Origin of the sequence: Ideonella sp. BN130291, from assembly GCF_036231905.1 — a bacterium.
Taxonomy (GTDB): domain Bacteria; phylum Pseudomonadota; class Gammaproteobacteria; order Burkholderiales; family Burkholderiaceae_C; genus CAMLIZ01.
In genome coordinates, this window is sequence record NZ_JAZARE010000007.1 from 246,268 (window position 1) to 272,743 (window position 26,476).

28 protein-coding genes are annotated in these 26,476 nt (G+C 70.5%); 11 read left to right on the plus strand and 17 right to left on the minus strand.

From position 1 onward, the window contains the following. Positions 1-66: 66 nt before the first annotated feature. Entirely contained in the window at positions 67-1,674 is a 1,608-nt protein-coding gene (locus VPH43_RS16895; RefSeq protein WP_328578896.1) for an ABC transporter substrate-binding protein, read from the minus strand. 398 nt (positions 1,675-2,072) lie between these two features. On the opposite strand from VPH43_RS16895, the gene VPH43_RS16900 reads away from it, so the two are divergent. Then, entirely contained in the window at positions 2,073-3,149 is a 1,077-nt protein-coding gene (locus VPH43_RS16900; protein WP_328579005.1) for an HPP family protein, read from the plus strand. Positions 3,150-3,192: 43 nt separating this feature from the next. Here VPH43_RS16900 and VPH43_RS16905 read toward each other — a convergent pair whose 3' ends face one another. Further along, positions 3,193-3,717: a hypothetical protein gene (locus tag VPH43_RS16905; RefSeq protein ID WP_328578897.1), complete on the minus strand. Its 525-nt coding sequence runs from the start codon at positions 3,715-3,717 to the stop codon at positions 3,193-3,195. A 180-nt stretch (positions 3,718-3,897) separates the two neighbouring features. Here VPH43_RS16905 and VPH43_RS16910 point away from each other — a divergent pair, with 180 nt between their 5' ends. Next, positions 3,898-4,101 carry a hypothetical protein gene (locus VPH43_RS16910; RefSeq protein WP_328578898.1) on the plus strand — a complete coding sequence of 68 codons (204 nt, stop codon included), beginning with the start codon at positions 3,898-3,900 and terminating at the stop codon, positions 4,099-4,101. Between the two features lie 10 nt (positions 4,102-4,111). Here VPH43_RS16910 and serA read toward each other — a convergent pair whose 3' ends face one another. After that, complete coding sequence (serA, locus tag VPH43_RS16915; RefSeq protein ID WP_328578899.1) at positions 4,112-5,347, minus strand: phosphoglycerate dehydrogenase; 1,236 nt, start codon at positions 5,345-5,347, stop codon at positions 4,112-4,114. 92 nt (positions 5,348-5,439) lie between these two features. On the opposite strand from serA, the gene VPH43_RS16920 reads away from it, so the two are divergent. From VPH43_RS16920 to VPH43_RS16930, 3 genes are all read left to right on the plus strand, one after another. After that, positions 5,440-6,336 carry a diacylglycerol/lipid kinase family protein gene (locus VPH43_RS16920; RefSeq protein WP_328578900.1) on the plus strand — a complete coding sequence of 299 codons (897 nt, stop codon included), beginning with the start codon at positions 5,440-5,442 and terminating at the stop codon, positions 6,334-6,336. Positions 6,337-6,341: 5 nt separating this feature from the next. Next, positions 6,342-7,154, plus strand: coding sequence for a metallophosphoesterase family protein (locus VPH43_RS16925; RefSeq protein WP_328578901.1), 813 nt, complete (start codon positions 6,342-6,344; stop codon positions 7,152-7,154). Positions 7,155-7,280: 126 nt separating this feature from the next. Beyond that, positions 7,281-7,454 carry a hypothetical protein gene (locus VPH43_RS16930; protein WP_328578902.1) on the plus strand — a complete coding sequence of 58 codons (174 nt, stop codon included), beginning with the start codon at positions 7,281-7,283 and terminating at the stop codon, positions 7,452-7,454. An 84-nt stretch (positions 7,455-7,538) separates the two neighbouring features. Here VPH43_RS16930 and VPH43_RS16935 read toward each other — a convergent pair whose 3' ends face one another. From VPH43_RS16935 to VPH43_RS16945, 3 genes are all read right to left on the minus strand, one after another. Next, a complete protein-coding gene (locus VPH43_RS16935; protein ID WP_328578903.1) occupies positions 7,539-8,171 on the minus strand; it encodes a hypothetical protein in 633 nt (210 codons plus the stop codon). Positions 8,172-8,319: 148 nt separating this feature from the next. Continuing rightward, positions 8,320-8,652: a hypothetical protein gene (locus VPH43_RS16940; RefSeq protein ID WP_328578904.1), complete on the minus strand. Its 333-nt coding sequence runs from the start codon at positions 8,650-8,652 to the stop codon at positions 8,320-8,322. A 105-nt stretch (positions 8,653-8,757) separates the two neighbouring features. After that, complete coding sequence (locus VPH43_RS16945) at positions 8,758-9,828, minus strand: alpha/beta fold hydrolase (RefSeq protein ID WP_328578905.1); 1,071 nt, start codon at positions 9,826-9,828, stop codon at positions 8,758-8,760. Between the two features lie 152 nt (positions 9,829-9,980). Between VPH43_RS16945 and VPH43_RS16950 the strand changes: the two genes are divergently transcribed. Further along, positions 9,981-10,508 (plus strand): LapA family protein, encoded by a 528-nt coding sequence (locus VPH43_RS16950; RefSeq protein WP_328578906.1) that lies wholly within the window; start codon positions 9,981-9,983, stop codon positions 10,506-10,508. On the opposite strand, the gene VPH43_RS16955 is transcribed toward VPH43_RS16950, so the two are convergent. Both VPH43_RS16955 and VPH43_RS16960 read right to left on the minus strand, forming a co-directional pair. Further along, entirely contained in the window at positions 10,505-11,104 is a 600-nt protein-coding gene (locus tag VPH43_RS16955; protein ID WP_328578907.1) for an alpha-ketoglutarate-dependent dioxygenase AlkB, read from the minus strand. The two genes, VPH43_RS16950 and VPH43_RS16955, sit on opposite strands and share 4 nt — an antisense overlap. A gap of 232 nt (positions 11,105-11,336) precedes the next feature. Beyond that, on the minus strand, positions 11,337-13,112 hold the full coding sequence (locus tag VPH43_RS16960; RefSeq protein ID WP_328578908.1) for a beta-1,3-glucanase family protein: 1,776 nt from the start codon (positions 13,110-13,112) through the stop codon (positions 11,337-11,339). A 406-nt stretch (positions 13,113-13,518) separates the two neighbouring features. On the opposite strand from VPH43_RS16960, the gene VPH43_RS16965 reads away from it, so the two are divergent. Beyond that, on the plus strand, positions 13,519-13,794 hold the full coding sequence (locus VPH43_RS16965) for a hypothetical protein (RefSeq protein WP_328578909.1): 276 nt from the start codon (positions 13,519-13,521) through the stop codon (positions 13,792-13,794). Between the two features lie 2 nt (positions 13,795-13,796). On the opposite strand, the gene VPH43_RS16970 is transcribed toward VPH43_RS16965, so the two are convergent. Together VPH43_RS16970 and VPH43_RS16975 are read right to left on the minus strand one after the other, a co-directional pair. Further along, positions 13,797-14,903 carry an S-adenosylmethionine:tRNA ribosyltransferase-isomerase gene (locus VPH43_RS16970; RefSeq protein WP_328578910.1) on the minus strand — a complete coding sequence of 369 codons (1,107 nt, stop codon included), beginning with the start codon at positions 14,901-14,903 and terminating at the stop codon, positions 13,797-13,799. After that, positions 14,900-15,646: an SDR family NAD(P)-dependent oxidoreductase gene (locus VPH43_RS16975; protein WP_328578911.1), complete on the minus strand. Its 747-nt coding sequence runs from the start codon at positions 15,644-15,646 to the stop codon at positions 14,900-14,902. The genes VPH43_RS16970 and VPH43_RS16975 overlap by 4 nt, the downstream gene beginning before the upstream one ends. A gap of 107 nt (positions 15,647-15,753) precedes the next feature. Here VPH43_RS16975 and VPH43_RS16980 point away from each other — a divergent pair, with 107 nt between their 5' ends. The 3 genes from VPH43_RS16980 to VPH43_RS16990 all read left to right on the plus strand — a co-directional run bounded on the left by VPH43_RS16980 (position 15,754) and on the right by VPH43_RS16990 (position 17,769). Continuing rightward, positions 15,754-16,356, plus strand: coding sequence for a helix-turn-helix domain-containing protein (locus VPH43_RS16980; RefSeq protein ID WP_328578912.1), 603 nt, complete (start codon positions 15,754-15,756; stop codon positions 16,354-16,356). Between the two features lie 247 nt (positions 16,357-16,603). Next, the gene (locus VPH43_RS16985; protein WP_328578913.1) at positions 16,604-16,873 is read left to right on the plus strand and encodes a GlsB/YeaQ/YmgE family stress response membrane protein; all 270 of its coding nucleotides are present in this window, start codon (positions 16,604-16,606) and stop codon (positions 16,871-16,873) included. Next, entirely contained in the window at positions 16,873-17,769 is an 897-nt protein-coding gene (locus VPH43_RS16990; protein WP_328578914.1) for an esterase/lipase family protein, read from the plus strand. Before VPH43_RS16985 ends, VPH43_RS16990 begins: the two co-directional genes overlap by 1 nt. A gap of 31 nt (positions 17,770-17,800) precedes the next feature. Here the strand turns inward: VPH43_RS16990 and VPH43_RS16995 are convergent, their stop codons facing one another. Beyond that, the gene (locus tag VPH43_RS16995) at positions 17,801-18,478 is read right to left on the minus strand and encodes a UdgX family uracil-DNA binding protein (protein WP_328578915.1); all 678 of its coding nucleotides are present in this window, start codon (positions 18,476-18,478) and stop codon (positions 17,801-17,803) included. Between the two features lie 160 nt (positions 18,479-18,638). On the opposite strand from VPH43_RS16995, the gene VPH43_RS17000 reads away from it, so the two are divergent. Then, on the plus strand, positions 18,639-18,848 hold the full coding sequence (locus VPH43_RS17000) for a hypothetical protein (RefSeq protein ID WP_328578916.1): 210 nt from the start codon (positions 18,639-18,641) through the stop codon (positions 18,846-18,848). On the opposite strand, the gene VPH43_RS17005 is transcribed toward VPH43_RS17000, so the two are convergent. The 6 genes from VPH43_RS17005 to VPH43_RS17030 all read right to left on the minus strand — a co-directional run bounded on the left by VPH43_RS17005 (position 18,835) and on the right by VPH43_RS17030 (position 26,376). Continuing rightward, a complete protein-coding gene (locus VPH43_RS17005) occupies positions 18,835-19,515 on the minus strand; it encodes a phosphatase PAP2 family protein (protein WP_328578917.1) in 681 nt (226 codons plus the stop codon). The genes VPH43_RS17000 and VPH43_RS17005 overlap by 14 nt on opposite strands. A gap of 54 nt (positions 19,516-19,569) precedes the next feature. Beyond that, positions 19,570-21,969 (minus strand): hybrid sensor histidine kinase/response regulator, encoded by a 2,400-nt coding sequence (locus VPH43_RS17010; protein ID WP_328578918.1) that lies wholly within the window; start codon positions 21,967-21,969, stop codon positions 19,570-19,572. A gap of 8 nt (positions 21,970-21,977) precedes the next feature. Beyond that, the gene (locus VPH43_RS17015; RefSeq protein ID WP_328578919.1) at positions 21,978-23,069 is read right to left on the minus strand and encodes a TRAP transporter substrate-binding protein; all 1,092 of its coding nucleotides are present in this window, start codon (positions 23,067-23,069) and stop codon (positions 21,978-21,980) included. Positions 23,070-23,208: 139 nt separating this feature from the next. Further along, positions 23,209-24,840 carry a phospholipase D family protein gene (locus VPH43_RS17020; protein ID WP_328578920.1) on the minus strand — a complete coding sequence of 544 codons (1,632 nt, stop codon included), beginning with the start codon at positions 24,838-24,840 and terminating at the stop codon, positions 23,209-23,211. Positions 24,841-24,886: 46 nt separating this feature from the next. Beyond that, on the minus strand, positions 24,887-25,744 hold the full coding sequence (locus VPH43_RS17025; protein ID WP_328578921.1) for a pirin family protein: 858 nt from the start codon (positions 25,742-25,744) through the stop codon (positions 24,887-24,889). Next, complete coding sequence (locus VPH43_RS17030; RefSeq protein ID WP_328578922.1) at positions 25,741-26,376, minus strand: FMN-dependent NADH-azoreductase; 636 nt, start codon at positions 26,374-26,376, stop codon at positions 25,741-25,743. The genes VPH43_RS17025 and VPH43_RS17030 overlap by 4 nt, the downstream gene beginning before the upstream one ends. Positions 26,377-26,476: the final 100 nt, after the last annotated feature.

Below are 26,476 nucleotides of genomic sequence, written 5' to 3' on the forward strand. Positions count from 1 at the left end.
CGCTGAAAGCGACAAATGCCTGGCCGGGTAGGCCAGGCATTGCGTGGATCAAAAACTCGAGCGGGTTTACTTCAGGCTGACGCCGTAGAACTGCACCGAGCCGAACGGGCTCATCTTGTAGCCCTCGACGTTCTTGCGCATCGGCTGGTAGACCAGCGAGTGGGCGATCGGCACCCACACCGCCTCGCGCTTGGCCACGTCCTGCGCCTTCTCGTACAGCTTGGTGCGCTCGGCCAGCACGCTGGTCTGCTTGGCCTTGTTGACCAGGTCGTCGTATTCCTTGTCGCACCACTGGGCGTAGTTGGAGCCGCCCACCGCGGCGCAGCTCAGCAAGGTGGCGAGGAAGTTGTCGGGGTCGCCGTTGTCGCCGGTCCAGCCGAACATGCCGATGTCGCTTTCGCCGGCCTTGGCGCGCTTGAGGTACTCAGCCCATTCGTACTTGACGATCTGGGTCTTGATGCCGATCTTGGCCAGGTCGCTTTGCACCAGCTCCGCGGTCTGCGAGCCGTTGGGGTTGTAGGGCCGTTGCACCGGCAGGGCCCACAGCTTGGTCTCGAAGCCGTTGGGGAAACCGGCCTTGGCCAGCAGTGCCTTGGCCTTCTCGGGGTTGTACTCGTAGTCCTTCACGTTCTTGTTGTAGGACCACATCGTGGGCGGGATCGGGTTCACCGCCACCTGGCCGGCGCCCTGGTACACCGCGTCGACCAGCGACTTCTTGTTGATCGCCATGTTGATGGCGCGCCGCACGTCGGCGTTGTCGAAGGGCTTGTGCTTGACGTTGAGCGAGAGGTAGCCGATGTTCAGGCCGTTCTCGCTCATCAGCTTGATGTTGGGGTCGGTCTTCAGCGTGGCCACTTCGGCCGGCTTGGGGTAGATCGAGATCTGGCACTCGTTGGCCTTGAGCTTTTGCGCGCGCACCGCGGAATCGGTGGTGATGGCGAAGATCAGGTTGTCGATCTTGGCCTTGCCGCGCCAGTACTGCTCATTAGCGGCGTAGCGGATCTGCGCGTCCTTCTCGTAGCGCTTGAACACGAAGGGGCCGGTGCCCACCGGCTTGACGTTCAGGTCGTTGGCGGTGTTGGCCTTGAGCAGCTGGTCGGCGTATTCGGCCGAGTGCACCGAGGCGAAGTCCATCGCCAGGTTGGCCAGGAAGGCGGCATCCACCTTCTTCAGGGTGAAGCGCACCGTCTGCGGATCCACCTTCTCGATCTTGGCGATGTTCTCCGGCAGGCCCATGTCCTGCGCGTACTCGAACGAGGGTGAAGGACTGGTGGCCTTGTTGAAGGCATGGTCCTTGTTGAGCATGCGCTCGAAGGTGAACACCACGTCGTCGGCGTTGAACTCGCGCGTCGGCTTGAAGTAGTCGGTGGTGTGGAACTTCACGCCCTTGCGCAGGTGGAAGGTGTAGGTGAGGCCATCGGCGCTGATGTCCCACTTTTCGGCCAGGCCGGGCACGACCTTGGTGCCGCCGGTCTCGAACTCCACCACGCGGTTGAACACCGGCTGCGAGCTGGCATTGAAGGTGGTGCCGGCGGTGTAGCGCGCCGGATCGAACCCTTCGGGGCTGCCTTCGGAGCAGTAGATCAGCGTGGTGGCGGCCTGGGCGCCCACGGCCGTGAAGGCGGCGGCGGCCAAGGCCAGGGCATGGCGCGAGAAAGCGAAACCTGGAGTCATGCTTGTACTTCCCTTGTGAGGATGAGAGTCGCGGGAGTCTAGGGCAGCGCCGCCTCCCGGCAATTGGGGTTAGCAGGAGGTGTAACTGCTTGTCTAGACAGCCTAGGGAATCACCCTAGGGTCCATGCTGGCGCGGTGGCGCATCGGCGGACGGGGCCGGATTCTGGCCGATGGCGGCAACCCGGGCTGGCACTCTGGTGACAACGGTTGGGCCGGCAGGCGCGCCGACAATCGCGGCTTTGTGCTGCGCTGGCTGCATGGCTGCCCCACCCACTCCCTCCCGGCCCGACACCTCGTCCGTGGCTTCCGGCGAAGCTCCGGAGGCGACCGCCACCACCCCGGCCCGCAGTACGCGCCTGGCGGCCCTGGCCTGGCTGCGCGAACTCCTGCCCGGCCGCATGGCGGTCAATGCGCGCGAGCGCTGGCGTGTGGCCGTCGGCGCCGCGCTGGGGGTGGCAGTCACCGCGCTGCTGTGCCGCGCCGGTGCGCCGGTGTCACCCTGGCTGGTGGCCCCGATCGGGGCCAGCGCGGTGCTGGTTTTCGGTGTGCCGGCCAGCCCGTTCGCCCAGCCCTGGGCGGTGGTGGGCGGCAACACGCTGTCGGCGCTGGTGGGCATCGCCTGCGCGGGGTTGTTCGGCGGTGCGCCCTGGGTGGCGGGCCTGGCGGTGGGCCTGGCCATCCTCACGATGTTCGGGTTGCGCTGCCTGCATCCACCCGGGGGCGCCTGCGCCCTGCTGGCGGTGATGGGCGGGCTGCACGACCCGGCGTTTGCCGCTTTTCCGGTGCTCGCCAACTCGCTGCTGCTGGTGGCCGGTGGCATGGCGTACAACCTGGCAACGGGGCGGCGTTATCCGCATGGCCAGCAGCGTGCGCCGGCGGCGGCCGCTGCAGCGGGCCACCGCCCGGTGCCCGGCTTCAGCGACGCGGACCTGGATGCGGTGCTGGCACGCTACAACCAGGTGCTGGACGTGAGCCGCGATGACCTGCAGGCGCTGCTGGAGCAGGCCGAGCTGCAGGCGTATCGCCGCAAGCTGGGCGGCCTGCGCTGCGCCGACGTGATGTCGCGCGAGCCGCTGGCGGTGGAATACGGCACGCCGCTGCAGCAGGCGTGGAGCCTGCTGCGCCAGCACCGCATCAAGGCCCTGCCGGTGGTGGACCGGGCGCGCCGGGTCACCGGCATCGTGACCCTCGCTGACTTCATGCGCGGGGCCGAGCTAGACCTGCACCAGGGCTGGAGCGAGCGCCTGCGTGCCCTGATCCGGCCCAGCACCACCACGCACTCCGACAAGGCCGAGGTGGTGGGCCAGATCATGACGCGCCAGGTGCGTGTGGCCAGCGCCGACCGGCCGATCGGCGAGCTGGTGCCGCTGTTCGCGGCCACCGGCCACCACCACATCCCGATCATCGACGCGGAGCAACGACTGGTGGGCATCCTCACCCAGTCGGACCTGGTGGCCGCGCTGTCGCACGGCTGATGGCGCGTGTGCCGGCCCGTGTCACCGGGCCGGCGTGAGCGGGTTAGCGATAGATCTCTTCGCCGTTGGCGCCGCGCCAGGTCTGCTCGAAGTGGGCGGCGTCTTCGTCTGAACGGGGCTTCACGCCCATCAGGATGCCGCCTTCCTTGATGCCTTGTTCATAGCGCTTGACGCGCTCTTCCGGGATGCCCAGGCCGACCAGCGCGCCCACCAGCCCGCCGGTGGCCGCACCCGCGCCAGCACCGGCCAGCGCCGCGGCCACCGGGCCGGCGATCACCAGGCCCAGGCCCGGGATGGCGATGGAGGTGCCCACCGCGGCGATGGCGGCCGCGATGGCACCCACCGTGCCGCCGATGGCACCACCGATGCCCGCGCCTTCGGCTGCCTTGGTGCCCAGCTCGGTCTGCTGGCCGCCTGCCTCGCTGCTGAAGTGCTGCTTGCGGGTCTCGTCCGACATCACCAGGTTGACATCGTCGCGGTCGTAGCCGCGCGCGGTCACCGCCTGGTAGGCGCGCTCGGCGCTGTCGCGGTCACGGAACAAGCCGGTGACATAGGGGGAATTGGCCATGTGTGTCTCCTGCAAAGGATTGAGGGGTGCTCTGCGGGAGGCAAGCGGGGGGCCTGCCGGCCACGCAGCCGCCCCACGCGTGACGAATCTGGCTGAGCGGCCCCTGGTGTGCGGGCGCAGGCTCCAGCGCGGCGCCCACCGTGCCGAAGAATCCGCCAACTGCACGCAAGAGGAACGCCCATGTCTTCCCCCCAAGCCTGGCACCAGCGCCGCGACGTGCGCCTGTACCTGCTGGGCCACGCTGCCATCGTGGCCGGCGCCTACCTGATGGACGTCACCGGCTCCATGGTGCCGATGGCGCTGGGCGCCTCGGCGGCCCTGATGCTGACCGTGCCGATGGTCACGCGCATGGCGCGCAACTTCCTGCGCGGGCCGCGCGGCTGAAGCCCGGCCTTCAATACAGGATGCGGCAGCGGATGGTGCCCGGCACCCCGCACAGCTCCTCCAGCGCCACCTGGCTGGCGGTGGAGTCCACGTCGATCACCACGTAGCCCACTTCATCGTTGGTGCGCAGGTACTGCGCCGCAATGTTGATGCCGGCCGCGGAGAAACGCTCGTTCACCCGGGCCATGATGCCGGGCACGTTCTTGTGGATGTGCAGCAGGCGGCAGCGGCCGGTGTGCTCGGGCAGCGCCACCTCGGGGAAGTTGACCGCGCTCACGGTGGAGCCGTTGTCCGAATAGCGCACCAGCTTGGCCGCCACCTCGCGCCCGATGTTGGCTTGCGCCTCCGCGGTGGAGCCGCCGATGTGCGGCGTGAGCAGCACGTTGTCGAAGCGGGTGAGCGGCGATTCGAAACGCGCATCGTTGCCTTGCGGCTCCACCGGGAACACGTCGATCGCGGCACCGCCGAGGTGGCCGCTGTCCAGCGCGGCGGTGAGTGCGTCGATGTCCACCACCGTGCCGCGCGAGGCATTGATCAGGTGGCTGCCCGGCCGCATGCGGGCCAGCTGCGGCGCGCCGATCATCCATTGCGTCTGCGGTGTTTCGGGCACGTGCAGCGTCACCACGTCGGCCGCTTCCAGCAACGCGTCCAGCGACGGCAGCTGGCGTGCATTGCCCAGCGGCAGCTTGGCCTCGATGTCGCTGAACACCACCTGCATGCCCAGCTGTTCGGCCAGCACGCCGATCTGGGTGCCGATGTGGCCGTAGCCCACGATGCCCAGCGTCTTGCCGCGCACCTCATAGGAGCCGGCCGCGCTCTTGACCCAGCCGTTGCGGTGCAGCACCGCGTTCTTGTGCGGGATGCCGCGCATCAGCAGGATGATCTCCGCCAGCACCAGCTCGGCCACGCTGCGCGTGTTGGAGAACGGCGCGTTGAACACCGGGATGCCGCGCCGCATCGCCGCGCCCAGGTCGATCTGGTTGGTGCCGATGCAGAAGGCGCCGATGGCCGCCAGCTTGGGTGCGCGCTCCAGCACCTCCTCGGTGAGGTGTGTGCGTGAGCGGATGCCCAGGAAGTGCGCATCGGCGATCACCGAGATCAGCTCCTCGCCGGCCAGCGCCTTGGGCGAAGTCACGATCTGGTGGTAGCCGTCGGCCTGCAGCACCTCGGTGGCTGTGGGGTGGATGCCCTCCAGCAGCACGAACTTGAGTTTGTCCTTGGGCACGGAAAGGCGGGGCGATGTCATGCCGCCACTGTACGAGAGCCGCCCCGCTCCGTGCGCGCCGAAGGGGCAATCGCGCGGTCCTGCCGGCACAGCGCTTGCCGTGGCGGTGGCAGATGCGTACCGCGTTCATCATCAACGGGAGCGCCGGCTCCGGCTGCGACGACGCCTGGCTGGCGCAGCACCGCGACGCCATGGAAGCCCTGGGCGCCGAGGAGGGGCGCATCACGCTGGCACGCGACGGCAGCCAGATCGCCGCCGCCGCGCGCGCGGCGCTGGACGCTGGCTGCGAGCGTGTGGTGGCCGGTGGTGGTGACGGCACGGTGAGCGCGGTGGCCGCCCACCTGGTGGGCCGCGAGGCGGCGCTGGGTGTGCTGCCGCTGGGCACGTTGAACCACTTTGCCAAGGACCTGCGCCTGCCGCTGGACACCCTGGCCGCGTTCCAGACCCTGCGCGAAGGCCGGGTGCAGGCGGTGGATGTGGGCGAGGTCAATGGCGAGTACTTCATCAACAACTCCAGCCTCGGGCTGTACCCGCGCATCGTGCGCGGGCGCGAACGCCAGCAGCGCCAGCTGGGGCGCGGCAAGTGGCCCGCCTTTGTGTGGGCCTGCCTGCACACCCTGCGCCGCTACCCCTTCGTGGACCTGCACCTCAAGGTGGACGGGCGGGACTTCTACCATCGCACCCCCTTCGTCTTCGTGGGCAACAACGAGTACCAGATGAGCGGCCTCCGCATCGGAGCGCGCGAGCGCCTGGACGGCGGCCAGCTCAGCCTGTACCTGGCGCACCGCACCGGCCGCTGGGGCCTGCTGCGCCTGGCGCTGCATGCGCTGGTGGGCCGGCTGCACCAGGTGAAGGACTTCCGCTCGGTGCACACCGATGCGTTCCGCATCGACACCGGCGACGACCACCTGCGGGTGGCCACCGACGGCGAGGTGCAGCTGATGCGGCCGCCCCTGCGCTACCGCATCCACCCGCGCGCCTTGCGCGTCATCGTGCCGGCAGGAGGTTGAACGCCATGCGCAGGATCGTGCATCTGTCGGACCTGCATTTCGGCCGCGTGGACGAGGTGTTGCTGCAGCCGTTGCTGGACCGTGTGCAGGCGCTGGCGCCGCATGTGGTGGTGGTGTCGGGCGACCTGACGCAGCGCGCCCGCACCCGCGAGTTCGAGCAGGCCCGCGCCTTCCTGGCCCGCCTGCCCAAGCCGCAGGTGGTGGTGCCGGGCAACCACGACGTGCCGCTGTACAACGTGTTCGACCGCTTCCTGCGCCCGCTCACCAAATACCGGCGCTACATCGAGCGCGACCTCGATCCGCTGGTGCAGGACGAGCAGGTCGCGGTGCTGGGTGTGAACACCGCGCGCTCGCTGGTGGCCAAGAACGGCCGCATCAACCAGCGCCAGATGGCGGAGGTGCAGCGGGCGCTGTGCAAGCTGGGGCCGGAGGTGACCAAGATCGTGGTGACCCACCACCCGTTCGACCTGCCCGACTCGGCCGAGGGCGAGGACCTGGTGGGCCGGGCCGAGCAGGCGATGGCGGTGTTTGCGCAATGCGGGGTGGACGTGCTGCTCGCAGGCCACTTCCACACCAGCCACAGCCAGGACTCCGGGGCGCGGTACCCGCAGGCCGGCTACGAGGCGCTGGTGGTGGCGGCCGGCACGGCCACTTCGACCCGCGGCCGCGGCGAGGCCAACTCGTTCAACCTGCTGCGTGTGCAGAAGGGCCTGGTGGAGGTGGAGCGTTTCGAGTGGATGCCCGAGCGGGTGGGGTTCCATGCCGCGGGCGTGCAGCGCTTCGAGCGGGCGCAACGCGGCTGGCGGCCGCTGGCCTGACGGCCCCGGGCGCCGTCGGCAACGTCCGACAAGGGCTCGCGGCTGCGGACTATGGCCTGCGGGCACTGCGGCGCCTAAGCTCGGTGGCTGAACATCCCTCGTTCCACCACCACAGGAGTACGCACCATGATCCGCAAACTTCTTCTGCTCGCCATCACCACCGGCGTGGCCAACAAGCTGTACCGCCAATACCGCAACAAGCAGGGCGGCCTGGACATGGGCAAACAAGGGAGCATGGGCTCCGGCACCCGCGATGCCGAGATGAACGCGCGCAGCGACGTCGGCACCACGACGCTGTAAGGCCTGGTGCCGCAGCGGGCCGCCGGCCCGCTGCGGACTGGCACGAAGGGCGGCTCCAGGAGCCGCCCTTTTTTCACCGCCGTGTCAGGAGCGCTCGAAGAAGCGCTCGGTGCCGCCATGCTGGCGGTCGTGGCGCGAGGTGTCCTGCGACACCGCACGGTGGCCGCTGGCCTCACGCCCTTGCAGGTCCGGCTCCTGGTTGCCGGTGACGGTTTCGGAGACGGCCCGGCCCAGTGAATGCAGCCCGCCCTCCTCACGCGGCGCGACCGGGTCCTGGCGCCCGTTGCGCCAGCGATCGAACTCGCTGCCGAAGCGGTGGCGCCGGTAGGCCGCGTACTCCTCGTCGAGCTGCCGCTCATGGTCGGCGCGGAAGCGCTGGTAATGGTGGTGGTGCTCGTCGTGACCAGCATGGGCGCGGCTGTCCGCGGGCGCTTCGGTGCCGAAGTGCTGCTGGCGGTCCCCATAGCCGGGGCCGTAGTGCCCGGTGGCTTGCGGGCGCTCCGGCAGCGCGGGGCGGCCGGAGGCCTCGGTGGGTGAGAACGGGTTCGCACCCACCGGGCGCCCGCCGGTGGCCAGCCACGGGGCTTCCCAGGCGCCCTGGCCCAGGTGGCCCTGTGCGCCGCGGCCCTGCTGCTCGTCCATGCGGCCTTCCTGCCACCCGCTGGACTCCAGGGCGCTGCTGCGTGCGGGGGTGGAAAGAAGCGCGTCGTCGGTCATGGTGGTGGTCCTTTCGATACTGCCGTGAACATCGCCAGGGCGGCAAAACGCGTTCCCTGGGCGCGGGGTGGCGCGGCAGTGTCCGCGGCGAGTTCACGCGTGGCGCGCCCCGCGGTGTAGGCAGTGCTGCCGGCCAGCGCCGCGGCGCTCAGCGCGCGGCCGGCTGGCTGCGGCCGGCGCGCCAGCGCTGGATCAGCTGCTGCGCCAGCGCCGGCAGTTCGCCCTGGCCCACGCGCTTGGCAAACCCGAAACGTTCGCCAGCGTAGATGCGGTCGTAGGCCATACGCGACACATGGGCCGGCCAGCCTTGGGCCGCCATGAGCGCGGAGAAGCGCTCCAGCATGTCCAGGTCGGCCTGCACAGGGCGGGTGTGGCTGGGAAAGAGTTCGTCGATCACCAGCCGGGCCGAACCTTGCTGGCAGGTGACGCGGCGCGGGCCGAAGCTGGGCAGGGGAAGCGGGCGGCGTTGGCGGGAGCTCATGCCGCCACGATAGAAGCGCCGCGCTTCGACCAGCGTGGGAAAAGGACCGCTTCTGCGGCGCTTCCCTGCGCCGGGCGCGATCAGCGGGTCGCAGTGTGGGTTTGGTCACATCCGGGCGGCCTCGCCTTGGGCGCCGGCGGCTGCGGCGGCGTTGCGCTCGGTGGAGCGGCGCGACGCCGGCTTTGGGCCGTGCGCCATCTCGGCGGCTTCGTCGATCGCCTTCATCACCTCGTGCGTGGCCACGTGGTGCACCATGTGGCCGGCCTGCGGCACCACCTTCAGCCGGCTGCCCGGCAAGGCCTTGTGCAGCCATTCGGCCTGCCAGCGCGTGCTGAGCATGCGGTCCTGCTCGCCGGCCACCAGCACCACCGGCAGCTGGAGCTCGCCATAGCGGCGCTGCAGCTTGATCGCCGAGGGCACCATCAAGGCGCTTTCGGCGGCTGCGGCCTGCAGCTGCGAGGGCCGCAAGGACATCCACACCGGGTAGTCGCTCTTGAACGGCTCGGTCACCTCGCGCGGCGAGAACAGGCGCCAGGTGAAAGCGGGCCAGAGCAGGCGGCTCAGCAGCGGCGACACGGTGTGGCGCATCAGGCGGCCCAGCAGCGGCAGCGCCGGGGCCGCCATCCAGGGCACGTCCATCCGCACGCTGGGGTGCACATAACCGGCCAGCAGCACCAGCGCACTCACGTCCATCGGGCGCGACAGCGCCATGGCCACGGCCACCATCGCGCCCCACGAGTGGCCCAGCACGATGGGACGGCGCACCCCCAGCTGGTCCAGCGCGGCGTGGATCAGGGCGGCCTGGGCCGGTGGGTCCCAGGTGGTGCCGGCGGGGCGCTCGCTGTGGCCATAACCGGGCCGGTCGAACACCAGCACCCGGTAGCGCACCGCGGCGCGGTTCACCAGGCCGCTGAGCAGCAGCTCCTCGGCCATGGCGCCATTGCCGTGCAGCAGCACCAGCGGGGGCGCGTCGGCATCGCCCCGCTCCACCACGTGCACGCGCACGCCATTCACCATGAGCAGGCGCCCGCGTGGCGGGTGGGCGGCTTCGGCCTTGCGGGCCTGGTGGCGCACCACGAGGGCACAGGTGGCCAGGAACGCGGTGGCGCCCGCGACGCGCACACCCCAGGAGGCGCGTTGCCGCCGCGACGACGAACGGTAGGTAGGCAAGGACATGGCAGCTCGTGTTGTGACAACAGGCCTGCCTGTGCCTGCAACCGCCGTTCCCGTCAACGCCCGGGCCGATCCGGGTCGACCCGGGCCGACACCGGGGCCGGGCGCGCGGTTTGCCCATCGAAGGCAACCGTCTGACCTTGAAGGAGGCTTTCATGCGGATCCGTGTCCTGCCCGTTCTCCTGGTGCTGTTGTTGACCGGCGTGTTTGCGCTCATCAACTGGACCACCTTCAACACACCCACCACCCTGAACGTGGGGCTGGCGATGGTCACCGCCCCGCTGGGCATGGTGATGCTGGGCATCGTGGCCTTGCTGGCGGTGATGTACATCGCCTCGGTGGTGTACCTGCAAGGCGCCGCCTTGCTGGAAGCGCGCCGCATGGGGCGCGACCTCACCGCGCAGCGCGAGCTGGCCGACAAGGCCGAGGCCTCGCGCTTCACCGAGCTGCGCGAGTTCATGAACGCCGAGATGCAGCGCATGGCGCGCGCCAATGACGACATCCGCGCGGCGATGTTCGCGCGCATGGAGCAGATGGAGCAGCGCTCGCGTGCCGCGATGGAAGAGACCGCGAACTCACTGTCGTCTTACATCGGACAGCTGGAAGACCGGCTGGAACGTCAGCACGCCTTGCCGGCCGACCTGCCGCCGCCGCAGCGCAGCGACTTCCGCGCCCCGCGTTAAGGTGCGTGCGGGCGGCGCAGCGCCGCGCCTTCGCGCGGTGTGCGGAAGGTGATCGAGTAGCGCAGCGCCGGTGTCGGCGCCACGCTGTGCTGCCAGCCCCAGCGCGCCTCGTCGCGCAGCACATAGGCCGAGCGCGGCGCGAGCTCCAGGGTGAACACCGGCGCTCGCGGCTGGGGTGGATAGGGCCTAAAGCGCATCAGCGCCGGCCCGGCGAGCGACACACCGACCACCAGCTCATGGTCGGGCACGTCGCGGTGCCAGCCCAGCGGTGTGCCGGGCCGGTATTCGGCCACCAGCGCGCTGCTGAACTGCTCGGGCGGGATGCCGATCCAGCCGGCGACGCGGGCGCGCAGCGGCTGCAGTTCGCGAGGGATGGGCTCGGCCGGCAGCAGCTGGTTGTTGTCGAAGTCGTAGCGGCTGCCGTAGCTCACCACGCGGCGGCGTGCGGTGTAGGCCTTGTAGCGCGCCTCCTGCAGCGGCAGGCCCGTGATCCACTGCAACAGCGCGGCCTCCTCCTCCGCGTGGAGGAAGTTGCTCTGATAGATCAGGCCGGCGGGCAGCGCGGGTTGGCGGTCGCCGAACAGGTCGGCTTGCAAGGCGGCGGCTCCTGGCAACACGTGCGGTCATGCCCCGACGGGTGGAGGGGTGGCCGCAGCGGCCGGGGCGGTTACGAGGCGCTGGACGGCGGCAACCGGGCAGCTGCCGGGGTCGCTGCGTGCCATGGATCGATGGGGATTGTTGTGCAGAGGGGCAAGCCTCGTGCCGACATGAAAAAACCCCGCGGCCGGGTGGCGCGCGGGGCAACGGGCACAGGGAGCTGAAGCCGGCTTACCAGCCGATGGTGTAGGTGACGGTGGTGGGTGCGTCGCTGTGCAGCGACGGGCTGAAACCGCCGACGTCGTCGTAGGCAAATCCGTAGGCTAGGCGGTCCAGGCTGTGGTCGTGCCAGAACTTGGCGAACCAGTTGGCCTTCTGGCCCGCGGGGTAGAACGCGGCCGGGTTGTACCAGTTGGAGGGCGTGTCCAGCACGTGCCGGTTCAGGGCCGCGCACACCTGGGCCTGGATCTGCTTCTGGATCTTGATGGCCTCGCCGTCGCTCTGGCCGGTGGCGTCGTCCAGCACGCCCCGGCCGAGCAGGGTCTCGGCGGTGGTGGGGCGGCGCTGGATGTAGTAGGTGCCATTGAGCTTGCCGCCGGTGAAGCGGAACTGCTCACCCACCACGCGGCCGGTGAAGGTGCCCAGGGTGTCCAGCGTGAACACCAGGTTCTGGGTGCTGAACTTGGCCCACATGGCATTGATGTAGTCGTCCAGGTAGTGCGCGTTGGCGCCGCCGTCCTGGAAGCTGAAATGGGCCGGGGCGATGATGCGCGTGCGGGCCGGCACGCTGGGGAAGTTGGGTTGCGCCAGGCCCTTGAACTCGGCCGGCACCTCGGTGACGTAGCGGTCGAACAGCTGGTCGCGGGTTTCGGTGAGGGGCTCGCCCACCGTGCGGTCGAAGCCGTTGCCGCCTTGCAGCCGCAGCTTGAGCGGGAAGCCGAACTGGTCCACCCGGGTGGTGTTGATGTAGATGCCCTGGCCGTCGCGGCCCTTGGGCACGATGGCGAATTCGCCGAAGTCGAACACCACGTCTTGGTTCGGGTCGCTGGCGTTTTCGATGTTGGCACCGGCGTAACCCACCTTGCCGTTGATGTCGGTGTTGATCTGGATGTACATCGGGCTGCCCACCGACATGAGCAGGCGCGCGGAGTCGATCGCCGGGATGGTGACGCTGCGCTTTTGCGCCAGCGAGAAGAAGTAATTGGCGTAGCCCACGCCGTTTTTCACCAGCGCGCCGTTGTCGCTCATCTTCATCGGCACCAGGGCGCCGTTGGCGTCCACGTGCACGAACTGGCCGGTGGTCCAGTCGCGCCCGATGATGGCCCAGTACACCTGGTCGTCGCGCCAGCGCCCGCCGGTGGCGTTGGTGATCTGGAAGGTGGTGTTGCCGTTCCATGCGGCGGTGCCGATGGTGTAGCTGCCGGTGGCCACGGCGGAGTTCGTCATGCCGGACTTGGTGGCGATCGCCTTGATCGTCTTGCTTGCAGCCACCTGGATCGGGCCGGTGTAGGCCGGCGAACTGGTGGTGGGTGTGGAGCCGTCGGTGGTGAAACGGATGGTGGCGCCGCTGGTGGCGGTGGAGATGCTCACCGTCTGCGTGCTGGCATAGCTGCCGGGGGCGGGTGAGAACGTGGGCGTGGCCACGGTGCCGCCGCCGCTGCCGATGGTGGCGCTGAACCAGGGGGTGTCGTAGGCCGGCGTGCCCTTGTTGTAGGTGAAGCTGTAGTTCAGCGCATTGCCGGTGGCCACCGGCGATACCGCCTGTTCATATCGGGCGGTCGCGCCGTTGAACCCCATGCGCAGGTTCTGCTGGCCGCCGCCGTTGAGCGTGTAGTGCACGTCCACCCAGCTGGTGGTGGTGCCGGTGGGCTTGAACCAGATCGTCGCGACGTTGCCATTGACCGCCACGCCCTGGGTGTAGTCGGCGGCGGTCTGGGCTTGCGCGGGGGCAGTGAAGCAGACGAGGGCGGTCATCACGCTGACCAGCCACAACAGGAAACGTTGCATGCAGTGGGTCTCCACGGTGAAGGTGTGAGTCCTGCGTGGGCCTCCTCGACCCCGCCTGAAAGCGCTTTCTCGTGAGCGCTGGACGCGGATCATAAAAGGGTCGCCACTCGCCGTGAAAGCGCTTTCTCATTGATTCATTCAATGGAACCGCGCCGTACCGAATGGGTGTTGCGGCGCAGCAGGGCACGTGGTTGCCGAAAACGGGCCCGGGCGAGCGGCGCGCACTGCTGAGCCGGGTGTGGGCGCGGGCCCGCCTTACAAATCGTCGCCAAAACGCCCCCCTTCAATCGAGGGTTCGGCCGCCCGCGCACTTTCCGCCGGACGGTGTGCTGCCTACACTTCGCCCGCACACAGACGGCAGAACGACGCGCCCACCGCGGGCCGCGCGCACAAGGGAGGCCAAGACATGGTGTTCGATACGGTCAAGCTCGGCGAGGTGGCTGCCACCGGCGGCATCTGCCCCTGCAGTGGCTGGTGGGCCTGCGTGGAAGCCGGCCAGGTGGTGACCTGCCGCTTCGACCGTGGCCAGCGCATGCCGCCGGCGGTGCTGCGCACCCGCCGCAACCTCTGGCAATGGCTGACCGGCCAGCCGCCGCGGCTGGAGATCCGCACCGTGTGGACCCTGGCGGCCTACGACGAGCAGCTCACGCTGCCGATGCAGTTCGACGCGCTGGCCGCCTGAGCTCACGCCGGCACGGCCGCGCGCGCGGCCGGTGCCGCAGGGGCGCCCGCCGCGACGCGGCGCCGCTCCACCCACACCGAATCACCGAACTCGTGGGTGCGATAGCCCGCCTGTTCCAGCGCCACGTCGGCGCGCCGCAGGCTGGCGTCGTCGGCAAACGCGCGCAGCAGTTCGTAGTGGCTGGTGCCGGCTTCATGCGTGCCCGACAGCAGCACGTCGACCACCTGCAGCTGCGTGTGCGGCCCGATCTTCTGCGTGGCCAGGCCCGGGCCTGCCGGCAGGCCGGCGCCGCGGCTGCGCGAGGCGGCATGCTCCAGCGCCCGCACCACCGTCGTGCCCACCGCCACGACGCGCCCGCCATGGGCCCAGGCGTCGTGGATCGCCCGCACCGTGGCCGCGGGGATGAAGTACGGTTCATCGAAGGGCAGGCGGGCGTCCAGCGCCGGGTCGCCGGTGGACGACAGGCCCGCGGCATGGGTCAGCGTGGCAAAGCCCGCACCGCGCTCGCGCAGCCGGCGCACGCTGGCCCAGTCGAGCACGAAGCCGGCCGACGGCGGCTCGAAGGCCACCGGCGCGCCCGCGATCGGCGTCCACACATCCCACAGCTTCAGCGGCTGCGCCATGTGGGCGTACTGCACCGGCTTGCCATGGCGCGCCAGTGCGGCCCAGATGGCGTCGGGCGTGCCGTGCAGGCGCAGCGCCACCAGGCGCGGATGGTCCAGGCTGCGTTGCACCGTGGCATACAGGGCCGCCGCGCCGTGGCCCAGGGCCAGCAGGTCGCCGGCGCGCAACGGCGGCGGGGCAGGCCGGTCCTCGGTGCGGGTGCGGTGGTCACCCGGGCCGAACACCACCGCACTGAACTCGCGCACCTCCTCCACCGCCAGGCTGGCGCGGCCGGCCAGCCGCACCTCGATCGCTTGGCCGCTGGGCACATGCACACCGTGCAGGCTGGCCGGCAGGGTGGCGGCGTCGTTGGCGATCAGCAGGTCGTGCGGGCGCAGCCGCTCCACGAAGCGCTCGCGCGGCTCATGCGCGAGGCGGCCCTGCGCATCGATCACCAGCAGCTTGGCCTGCGGTGGGCGTTGAACCGGTTGGTCGGCGGCGATCATCGTGCAGCCCCTTCGGCAAGGCGTTGCGCCGGCGCCGTGCCGGGATGGGCCGGCAGTGCAGCGGCGATCGCGTCGGCCAGCTCGCGCGCCGCATCGGCGGGGCGCTTGAGCGTGGCCGGGTCGGCATCGGGCAGCGCGGCGGCGTGCATCGGCGTGTCCATGTCGCCGGGGTCCAGGCTGAGCACCCGCACGCCTTCGCCCTGCAGCTCCTCGGCCCAGATGCGGCTCAGGTGGTGCAGCGCGGCCTTGCTGGCGCCATAGGCGCCCCAGGTGGCGTAGGGGTTGATCGCGGCGTCGCTGGAGATGTTGAGCACCACCGCGCCGCGCCCTTCGCGGGCGGACGAGGCCAGCGCACCGAGCAGTGCCTTGGTGAGGCGGAACGGGCCCAGCAGGTTGGTGGCGAGCGCGGCTTCCAGATCCTCGCAGTCGGTGTCGGCCAGCAGGCGCAAGGGCAGCGGCCCCAGGCTGGAGGCGTTGTTGATCAGCACGTCCAGGCCGCCCAGGCCGCCGGTGATCTGCAGGGCGATGCGATGAATCTGCTCCTTGTCAGCCACATCGCCCACGATGCCGTGGCTGCCGGGCAGCTGCTCGGCCACGCGGCCCACGCGCACGGCGTTGCGCGCCACGAACGCCACCTGCGCACCACGCGCCTGCCATTGCTGCGCCAGGGCCAGGCCCAGGCCCGAGGTGCCCCCGGTGATCGCCACCCGCAACGGGGCTGGGTATGCTGCTCTGTCGGTCATCGTGTGTCCTTTTGCTGAATCGATGGCCGCAGGTTAGGCAGCGTGCGCCGCGCCGGCGAGCGCGCTGTCCGTTTGATTGGCGAAACGTCAGGCCAGCGGACTTTTCCATGAGCGACCCCACCGAAACCCCCGCGCACGACCCCAGCGAAACCGAACGCGTGGGCATGCACCTGGCACGCAACCTCACCAGCCTGCGCCATGCCCGCCGCCTCACGCAGGATGCGTTGGCCGCGGCTGCGGCGGTGCCGCGCTCGACGATCGCCAACCTCGAGTCCGGCGATGCCAACCCGTCGCTGGCCGTGCTGGTGAAGGTGGCCGGCGCGCTCAACGTGCCGATCGAGGAGCTCCTGGCCGCGCCGCGCGCCAAGGTGCGGCACTGGCCGGCCGAGGACCTGGGCGTGCAGCGGCGCGGCCGCGGTGTGAGCGAGCGGCCGCTGGTGCCCGAACCGGTGCCCGACCAGATGTGCAGCCTGATGGACTTCGAGCCGGCGGCGGTGATGGGTGGCACGCCGCACCTGCCCGGCACGCGCGAATTCTTCACCTGCCTGCAGGGCCGGGTGAACCTCTTCATCGCCGGCGACCGCTACGAGCTGGCCACCGGCGACGTGCTCGCCTTTCCCGGCAACCTGCCGCATTCGTACCAGAACCCGGATGCGCTGGCGCCGGCGCGCGGCGTGTCGCTGGTGGTGCTGGCCAAGGCCGGCGTGTGAGCCGGTCAACAGCAGCCTGCAATGCGCTGCGCGGCCGCCCTTGAGCCTGGCTGCAGCGCCCTCACCTGAAGATGTAACCCTTCTGTAGCGAGCCCCCTGCATGCGAGTCAGCCCCCGCTGACATCGCGCGGGGAGTTTGCGGAATTGGCGCCGCGCGTGCCGGTCTCCACCATATGGCCTGAGTCCCTGCGGTAGGTCCAACACAGGACATGCAGCAGGTCCCTTGGTGTCGAGATAGGAGACTGGTATGAACCTGATTATTTGGCTTGTCGTCGGCGGTCTGGTGGGCTGGATAGCCTCCATGATCATGCGCACGGACGCTCAACAGGGCGTGATCCTCAACGTCGTGGTCGGCATCATCGGTGCCCTGCTCGGCGGCTGGCTGCTGGCGCCGATGTTCGGCACCGGCACCATCAACAGCAATGACTTCAGCCTGCCTGGCCTGCTGGTCTCGCTGCTGGGCGCCGTGATCCTGCTGGCCATCGTGAACCTGGTTCGCCGCGGACGGGTTCGCTGATGACGGTCGCCGCAACGCACTCGACCCCGGCCGACAAGGACATGCCGATTCCGCGCGAGCCCATGGCCTGCGACTACCCGGCACCTTCGCTCACCCTGCTCGGCCTGGAGCCGGTGCGTGCGGCACTGGAGTACTTCGGTGCCCGCCTGATGGACCGCAGCTCGCTGCCCGCGGGCGATGGCCATCCGGTGGTGCTGTTTCCCGGCCTCGCGGCCGACAAGACCTGCCTCGGCCCCTTGCGCAAGCTGTGCGAGGAGCTGGGTTATGCAGCCTATGACTGGGGGCGCGGTTTCAACACCGGCCCCACCGGCGACATCGATGACTGGATCGCCGAGCTGGGCAGCCACGTGCAGAGCGTGGCCTGCCTGCATGAACAAAAGGTCAGCCTGATCGGCTGGAGCCTGGGTGGCATCTATGCGCGCGAGATCGCGCGCCTGATGCCCGACTCGGTGCGCCAGGTGATCACGCTGGGCACGCCCTTCGCGGGCGATGGCGACGCCACCAACGTGGGCTGGATCTACCGCGTGTTGAGCGGCCAGCCGGCCAAGGTGGACGAAGCCCTGTCGCGCCGGCTGCGCAGCACGCCGCCGGTGCCCACCACCTCCATCTTCAGCCGCAGCGACGGCGTGGTGGCCTGGCAGGCCTGCCAGGAGCTGCGCGAGCGGCCGCAGGCGGAGAACGTGGAGGTCGAAGGCAGCCACGTCGGCCTGGTGTGGCATCCCAAGGTGTGGTCGGTGGTGGCCGACCGCCTGGCCCAGCCGGACGGCGGCTGGCAGCCCTACCGCGACCCGCGCGATGCCGCCAATGATGCGCCGGTGGTGCTGGACGAAACCGCCGGGCTGGCCGCGTTGGCCACCGCCAAGGTGTCGGCGCGCGTGGGCCGGCTGGCGGCTTGAGCTCCGGCCTCCGGCGCCGAATCGCAGCGCCTCAATCCGCCCGCATGTAGCGCGCCGCCTGCTGCAGGTCATGCAGCCAGGCGGCGAACGCTTCGTCGCGGTCGCCCCCGCGCAGCCTCAACAAGGCCGACGGATGCAGGGTGATCAGCACCGGCAGGCCGTCCACCGTGCGCTGCAGCCACTGCCCGCGCTGGCTCATCACCGGTACCGCCTGGCCCACGGTGGCGCGTGCGGCGGTGGCGCCCAGCGCCACGATGGCCTGCGGGCCCACCAGCTCGATCTCGCTTTGCAGCCAGTGGTTGCAGGCCGCGACCTCGCGCTGGGCCGGGGTCTTGTGCATGCGGCGCTTGCCGCGCAGCTCGAACTTGAAGTGCTTCACCGCGTTGGTGACGTACAGGCGCTCGCGCGGCCAGTGCAGTTGCGCCAGCGCCCGGTCCAGCAGCGCACCGGCCGGCCCCACGAACGGACGGCCCTGCAGGTCTTCGTGATCGCCCGGCTGCTCGCCCACCAGCATCAGCGGCGCGCCGACCGGCCCTTCGCCCCACACCGTCTGCGTGCCGATGAAGCCGATCGGGCATTCGCGGCAACCGGCCGCCTGTTCGGCGACGGTGTGCAGCGTGACGACTGCCTTGGGCTGCGATGTGGCCGTGCTGCCTGCGCGGGCACGGGCGCGCACGGCCGGGCTGCTGGACGGTGAGGTGTTGCGCATGCCCGGGGCGCGGCAACCCGGGTGCCACCCCCGGAAGAGGGGCCCGGCACTCCCTCCTCAGGGGGCGCCGCAACCCGGGCGGTTTCGCCCCTCGGAGCGATTCACAGCGCCCGGCCGCAACGCGACCATGACGGCATTCGAAGAGAGAGGAGAGAGCCGCATGTTCCCCGCACCTGCCGTTGTTGTCGTTCCCCCGCCGCCGCTGCCCGGCTTCATGCCGGCCCGTGGCCCGGGCGCTGGCACCGCGGTGTGGTGCGGGGGCTGGCACGAGTCCAGCGCAGAGCTCGAGCGGGGGCTGCACGTGATCGAACACGAGCCCAGCGACGACCCGGAGACCGATCCGCTGATGGCCTTTGTCAGCTTCCTGTGACGGCGGCGCGCGGCGGGTGTTCCAGCCGGTAGCGCTCCAGCATCATCTGCCGGGTGTAGGGCTGCGAGTGGCCTGACAAGGCCAGCGACAGCCGGGTCACCCAATCGTGCGTGCGCGAGCGCGGCGCACTCGCCGGCGTGAGCAGCAGCCACAGCACGAGGCCCAGCATCAGCGCCTTGGGCGCATGGCTGTGCGGTGCGCGGGCCAGCAGCACCGCCAGGGTGCTGGCCACCGCGCCGAGCATCCAGCCGGCCAGCGCTTCCGATGGCGAATGTGCGCCGACCTGCACCCGCGAGTAAGCGATCAGCGCGGCCAGGGCCAGCGCGATCACTGCGGCCAGCGGCCGCGACGCCGGCGCGGCGGTGGCGGCCAGCGTGGCGCCAAGCACCGGCAGCACGGCCGCGGCAAACATCGCATGGCCGGAGATGCCGGTGAAGTTCCAGGGGGCATAACCGATGCCCCAGCCGAGGAAGGCGACCTTGGTGATGGTGGTGAGCCCCACCGCCACGCTCACGCACAGCAGCCAGGTGGCCGCCACCCGCAGCGCACCCAGGCGCAGCACGAACCAGGTCAGCACGGCCAGCAGCGCGGGCAGCAGGATCTGCGCTTCACCCAGGCGGGTGATGAGCAACCAGGCAGGGGATGGGTCGGCGGGAACGGGCGGCACGCAGCGAAGGGGTGGGCAAAAAACAGGCGCCACTGTAGCGGCGGCCGCCGCGCTTCAGCGCCGCAGCCAGTGCTGCAGCAACGCCGCCAGCGCCTGCGCGCTGAAGGGTTTGCCCAGGTGGTCGTCCATGCCCGCCTCCAGGCAGCGCTGCCGGTCCTCGACGGTGGCGTAGGCGGTGAGCGCGATCACCGGCGTGTGCCGGCGGCCGGGTTGTTCGCGTTCGAGCCGGCGCATGCGGCGCGTGGCCTCGAAGCCGTCCATCAGCGGCATCTGGCAATCCATCAGCACCACGTCGAACCGGTCGGCCTCGAAGTGGCACACGGCCGCCGCGCCGTCCTCCACCAGCTGCACCTCGCAGCCCAGCTGGGCCAGGAACTCACCCAGGATCATGCGGTTCACCGGGTTGTCCTCGGCCGCCAGCACACGGGCCTTCAGCGCCGGCAGGGGCGGTGGCCGCTGCGCCGGCTCGACGGCTGTGGCCAGGCCGGCGAGCTCGTGCAGCGCGGTGGCCAGCTCGCGCCGGCGCGCCGGGCGGTGCAGGCAGCGCAGCCCGCGACCGGGCGGGTCCACGGGTGGCTGGCTGCTCAGCAGCACGCAGTGCAGCGGGTCGGCGCGGCGGGCGTGGGCGCGCAGCCGCTGCAGCACACGTTCGGCCGGCTGGCCCAGCGCGTCGGCGTCCACGATCAGCGTGGGCGCCGGGCCGGTGCCACGTTCGGCCTGCAGCTGGTCGGCCTGCGCCAGCGCCTGCTCCAGGTCGGCAGCCACGCGGGTCTGCACACCGGCCCAGGCGGCGTGGGCCAGCAGGCTGGCCTGGCTCCAGCGTTCACCGGCCAGCACCACCGCCTGCAGGCCGGCCGGCGATGGCGCGTCCGCAGGCCCGGGTGCCAGCGGCAACTGCAGCGCCACCACGAACTGCGAGCCCGAACCCGCCTCGCTGCAGACCTCGATGTGCCCGCCCATCAGCTGCACCAGCCGCTGCGCGATCGCCAGCCCCAGGCCGGTGCCGCCGAAGCGGCGCGACACCGATTCATCGAGCTGCTCGAAAGGAACGAACAGGCGCTGCAGGTCCGCCGCCGCGATGCCGATGCCGGTGTCCACCACCCGCAGGCGCACGGCAGCGCCTTCGCCGGCGGGCTCCCACTCACAGGCCACGGCGACGGTGCCGCGTTCGGTGAACTTGACCGCGTTGCCCACCAGGTTGGTGAGCACCTGGCGCAGCCGCAGCGCATCACCCACCATGCGGGCCGGCAGGCTGGGCGGCAGCACCTGCACCAGCAGCACCTGCTTGGCCTGCGCCAGCGGCGCAAGCAGGGCCACCACGTCCTCCACCAGGTCGGCCAGGCTGAAGGGCTGCTGCTCCAGCTGCAGCTTGCCGGCGTCGATCTTGCTGGCGTCCAGCAGGTCGTTGATGATGGCCAGCAGCGCCTGGCCGGAGCCGCGCACGATGTCCAGCAGGCGCGCCTGCTCCGGCGTGAGCCCGTGTGCGGCCAGCAGCTCCACGGCGCTCAGCACGCCGTTCATCGGCGTGCGGATCTCGTGGCTCATGTGGGCCAGGAAACGCGAGCGCACCTCGGCCTGTGCGGCCGCGGTCTGGGCCCGCAGCTCGCTCGCCAGCTCGCGCCGCATGCCGCGCAGCAGCAGGGCGGCCACCACCAGCGTGGCCAGGCAGACCAGCACGCCGGCCGCCACCGGCAGCACGAGCTGGCGCTGCCACTGCGCGCGCAGGCCGGCCGTGTCCGCCTCCACCCGCAGCACCAGGGTTTCCGGCAGCACGGTTTGCTGCGCCGCCACCTGCACGGCGCGGCCGGGCGGCGGCGCATGCCCCCACACCCGGTGCAGCAGGTCCTGGCCGCGCGCATCGGTGAGCCGGGCGGCGAGCAGCGGGTCGTTGATGGAGCCGTTGATCGCGCGCTCCAGCACCGCCGGTTCGAGGGCGGCAACGGCCGCGCCGGCAAAGGTGCCGTCGGGGTACACCAGGCGCTGGCTGCGCAGCAGGGTGCGTTCGCCGCCGGGCAGCGTCACCGGCCAGGGGTGGAGCGGGCGTGCCCTGGCATCGGCCAGGCGCTCCGCCAGCTCGTGCAGCGCGGGCAGGGGCTGGCCGGCCGGCAGCGTGAGCGTGGGGTCGCCGGCCGCGTTGAGGATGGCGATGAAGCGGTACGGCGGCAGCGCGCCCGCCTCCCGCGTGCGGGCGAGCGGGTCGCGCTCCACCAGGCCGGGGCCGAATTGTTCGAAGGCGAACTGGGTGTGCAGCACGATGTCTTCCAGGCGCTGCAGCGCGTCCGCCACCTGCACCGCGGCCACCGCGGCACCGGCCTGGGCTTCGGTGTGCAGCTGCTGCTCGGCCAGCTGCAGCGAGCGCACGGCATACAGGGCCAGCATGCCGGTCACCAGCGCCAGCACCATGGCGGCGGCCACCCACACCAGCAGCACACGATGGGAAGTGCTGGGGCTCAAGGCAGGCCCTAGATGTAGCGCGCCTGCCAGTAGGCACGGTCGGCCATCTCGGCCCAGCGCAGTTGCTGGCGCAGGTACGTGGTGTAGCTGTCGTGGATCTGGCGCGCGAGCGCATCGCTCGCGGTGGCTTCGCGCAGCACGCCGGGGGTCAGGCGGCGGAACTCGCGCATCACCTCATTGGGCAGGCGCAGCACCTGCACGTTCTTCAGCTTCTGCAACGCGGCCAGGTGGGCGGCGTTTTCATGGCTGAAGTGCGCCTGCATCTCGATGCACTCCAGCCAGCCGGCCGTGCGCAGGATCTCCTGGTGCGCCGCGCCCAGCTTGTGCCACAGCGGTGGATGCACCAGCAGCTCCAGCGTGTGGCCGGGCTCGTGGATGCCGGGGTAGTAGTAGTGGTCGCACACCTCGTGCAGGCCCAGCGCCAGGTCGGGCCACGGCGTGATCCATTCGGCGCCGTCCAGGCGGCCGTCGCGCAGGGCCTGCTTGATTTCGCCCGCCGGCAGCAGCACCGGCACCGCGCCCATTTTGCGCAGCACTTCACCGCCCAGCCCGGGAAAGCGCAGTTTCAGCCCCTTGAGCGACTCCAGCCCGGTGAGCTGGCGGCGGAACCAGCCGGCCATCTGCACGCCGGTGTTGCCGCAGGGCAGGGCCACCACACCATGCTGGGCCGCCAGCTGCTGCCACAAGGCCAGGCCGCCGCCAAAGCGCAGCCAGGCGTAGTGTTCGTTGGCCGTCATGCCCATCGGCACGGTGGCAAAGAAGTTGAACCCCGCCGAGCGCTGGGTCCAGTAGTAGGCGGTGGCGTGCGCCATGTCCACCTCGCCCTTGGCCACCGCATCCAGCAGCGCCAGCGGCGCCACGCCGGACTTGTCCGCCGGCAGCACCTCGATCTGCACCTGCCCGCCGGACAGGGCTTTCACCCGCTGCGCGAAGCGCAGCACCATGTCGGCCGCGCCCGCTGCATTGCTCGGCCAGGCCGTGGCCAGCCTCAGGTGTATCGGCCCGCCCGCGTGGACGGCCGGTGGGCCGGCGGCGGCCTGCGCTGCCGGCGCGGCAACGGCCCACCCGGCGGCTGCCGATACCAGTCGCCTGCGCTTCATGCGCCCTCCAGTGCGCGGCCTCGCACCGCGTTCGTTGTGATGTGTCCTGGAGCAGCTATCTTGCGACGGCGCCGGGCCGTGCCGCAGTGGCGCAAACCCGGGTGCGGCGCGCCGGCCACACGTGCTTACCGTGCCGATGTCACAGCATCTCTTCCGGCGCGATCGGGGCCATGAGCCAGAAGCTCAGGCGGCGCAAGAAGGTGGACTCCGGCTCCGAGTCCTCCACCACTGCCGGGCCGTCGCGCGATTGCGTGACCCAGCGCAGGTTGGTGTCGTTGCGCAGCTCCAGCCGGTAGCTGTTGTTCTGCACCACGTCGTCGAACAGGCGGCGGAAGTCTTCGGCCAGGGCCGGGCTGTTGAGCAGCAGCCCGATCTCGCTGTTGAGGTCAATGGAGCGCGGGTCCAGGTTCATCGAGCCCACCAGCAGCCAGCGCCCGTCCACCACCAGCGCCTTGGCATGCAGGCGCGCACGCGATTGCCCGAAGGCGCCCAGGCGCGCGCTGGCCGCGCTGATCTGCGGCCGCAGCTCGTACAGCTCGATGCCCTCCTGCAGCATGGGGCGGCGGTAGCGCGAATAACCTGCGTGCACCACCGGCGCGTCGGTGGCGGCGAGCGAACTGGTGAGCACCCGCACCATCACGCCGCGCTGGCGCAGCTCGTGGAACACCGCCATGCCGCGCTGGCCCGGCACCAGGTAGGGCGAGATGATCAGCACCTCGCGCCGCGCCGAGCGCAGCAGGCTGGCCACGTCGTCGAACATGGTCTGGTCCGGGCCGACCTCGGCGCCGCCGTTCTCGATCTTCGCCGGGTCGTCGGCCAGCAGGCGGGCGGGCGCCCATTGCAGGCGCAGCCGACCACCGGGCGCGATGTCGCGCGCGGCCGATTCGGCGGCCATGCCGATGGTGGGCTCGGCCGGGGGCGGTGCGTCCAGCGCGGGCTGCGGCTGGGGTGCCGAGGCTCCCGCAGGCGCGGCGGTGGACGCGGCCGATGCCGGTGTGGCCGCGGGCGTGTCGGCGCTGACCAGCGCTTCCACCGGATAGGCCAGCTCGCTGTTCCAGTAACGGTCGAAGGAGCGCGACAGGGCGCGCACGGCGGGCCCCGCCACCAGCAGGTCCATGTCGACGAAGTTGGCCTTGTCGCTTTGCAGGAAGTAGGCATCACCGAGGTTGCGGCCGCCGGAGAACGCGAGTGCGTTGTCGGCCACGAACATCTTGTTGTGCATGCGCCGGTTGATGCGGCTCACGTCGTGCAGCGAACCCAGCACCTTGGTGATCGTGGAGAAGCGCCCGCTGGGCAGCGGGTTGTACAGCCGCACCTCGATGCGCGGATGGCGCGTCATGCGCAGCAGCGCATCGTCGTTGCCGGCGGTGTGCATGTCGTCCACCAGCAGGCGCACGCGCACCCCGCGGTCGGCGGCAGCGCGCACATGCTGCAGCAGCGCGCGTGTGCTGGCTTCGTTGTGAACCAGGTAGTACTGCAGGTCCAGGGTGCGTTCGGCCTGGTCGGCCAGTGTCATGAGCACGGCCAGCGCATCGGTGCCCGAGGTGACCACGCGAAAGCCGGAGAGGTTGGCCGCCGGCTGCACGGCCGCCACCCGCTTGCCCAGCGCGGTGGCCTGCGGCTCGGCGAGCGCCTGCGTCGGTGTGCGCGGCGGTGGTGGCGGCAGGCTGGCGCAGGCGCTCAGGCCTTGCAGCACGACCAGCAGCAGGCTCCACAGACGGACGATACGCAGCGCTCCGTGGGGCCATACGGACGATGGGAGAAGGGGCATTTGCCCCTTCAGGGCAAGCCCTGTGCCCGTTGGCCCGCGTGCGTTCTCAGGCGAAGCGACCGGCGCGGAAGTCCTCCACGGCCTGGAAGATCTCTTCGTTGCTGGTCATCACGAAGGGCCCGTACTGCGCGATCGGCTGGTTCAGCGGCCGGCCCGCGATCAGCAGCGCGCGCGTGGGCGTGTCGCCGGCCTGCAGCTGCACGGTGTCGCTGCCAGGTGTGTTGGCGAGGATGGCCATGCGCTGTGCCGGCACCTCGGTGTCGCCGATGTGCAAGCCACCGCGGTACACGTACACGAACGCGTTGTGCTCGGGCGGCAGCGGCTGCTCGAAGCGGGCGCCCGGCTGCAGGTGGATGTCCAGGTACAGCGGCTCGGTGACCTCGCGCTGCATGGCGCCGATGACCCCATGGCTCTCGCCGGCGATCACCCGCACCCGCGCGCCATCGGCATGTAGCTCGGGAATCGCGCTGCTGGCGATGTCGCGGTACCCCGGCTCGCGCATCTTCTGGTCGGCCGGCAGGTTGAGCCAGAGCTGGAAGCCTTCCATGCGGCCTTCTTCCTGCTCGGGCAGCTCGCTGTGGACGATGCCGCGGCCGGCGGTCATCCACTGCACACCGCCATTGCTCAACAGGCCTTCATGGCCGGCCGAGTCGCGATGGCGCATGCGGCCGGCGATCATGTAGGTCACCGTCTCGAAGCCACGGTGCGGATGGTCGGGGAAGCCGCCGATGTAGTCGTCCGGGTTGTCGGTGCCAAAGGCGTCCAGCATCAGGAAGGGGTCGAGCCGGCGCTGCAGCGGCTGGGTGAGCACGCGGGTGAGCTTCACGCCGGCGCCGTCGCTGGTGGCCTGGCCGGTGACCAGGCGCTCGACGTGGCGGGCCTTGGACACGGTGGGGGTGTTCATGCAATGGCTTCCGTTCGCGCGGTGTGCACCGCCGCGGCAATGCCGTTGCGCGCGTCGGCCAGCGCGGCGGCTTCGGCCTCCGGCCCCATGTTCAGGCCCTCGGCGTAGATGAATTCGACGTCGGTCATGCCCAGGAAGGCAAGCACCGTCTTCAGGTACGGCACCTGGCTGTCGGCCGGTGTGCCGCGGTACTTGCCGCCGCGGGTGAGCACCGCATAGACCTTCTTGCCTTGCAGCAGGCCGCGCGGGCCGGTGGCCGTGTACTCGAAGGTGACCCGGGCCCGCGAGATCGCGTCGATCCAGTTCTTCAGCTGGGTGCTCACGCCGAAGTTGTACATCGGCACACCGAGCACCACCACGTCGGCGGCCTGCAGCTCGGCGATCAGCGCGTCGTCCAGCGCCACGCGGGCCGCCTGCTCCGGCGTGCGCGCTTCGGCCGGGGTGAACAAGGCCTGCAGCGTGGGTTCGTCCAGGGCGGGATGCGGCTGGCGCGCCAGGTCGCGCACGGTGAGCTGGGCGCCCGGATGGGCTTGTTGCAAGGCGGCGGCCAGCTCGTTGGCCAGGCGGGTGGAGTGCGAGCCCTGGCCGTTGTCGAAAGCCCGCGCGCTGGAGTTGATTTGCAGGATGTTCATTCAGGGCTCCATCAAAGAGATTGCGATGGAGTCAATGTATTGGCCCGAATCCCGCAAGAGAAGTCGCTGTTCTGGATAAGATTGTTCCATCAACGGCACA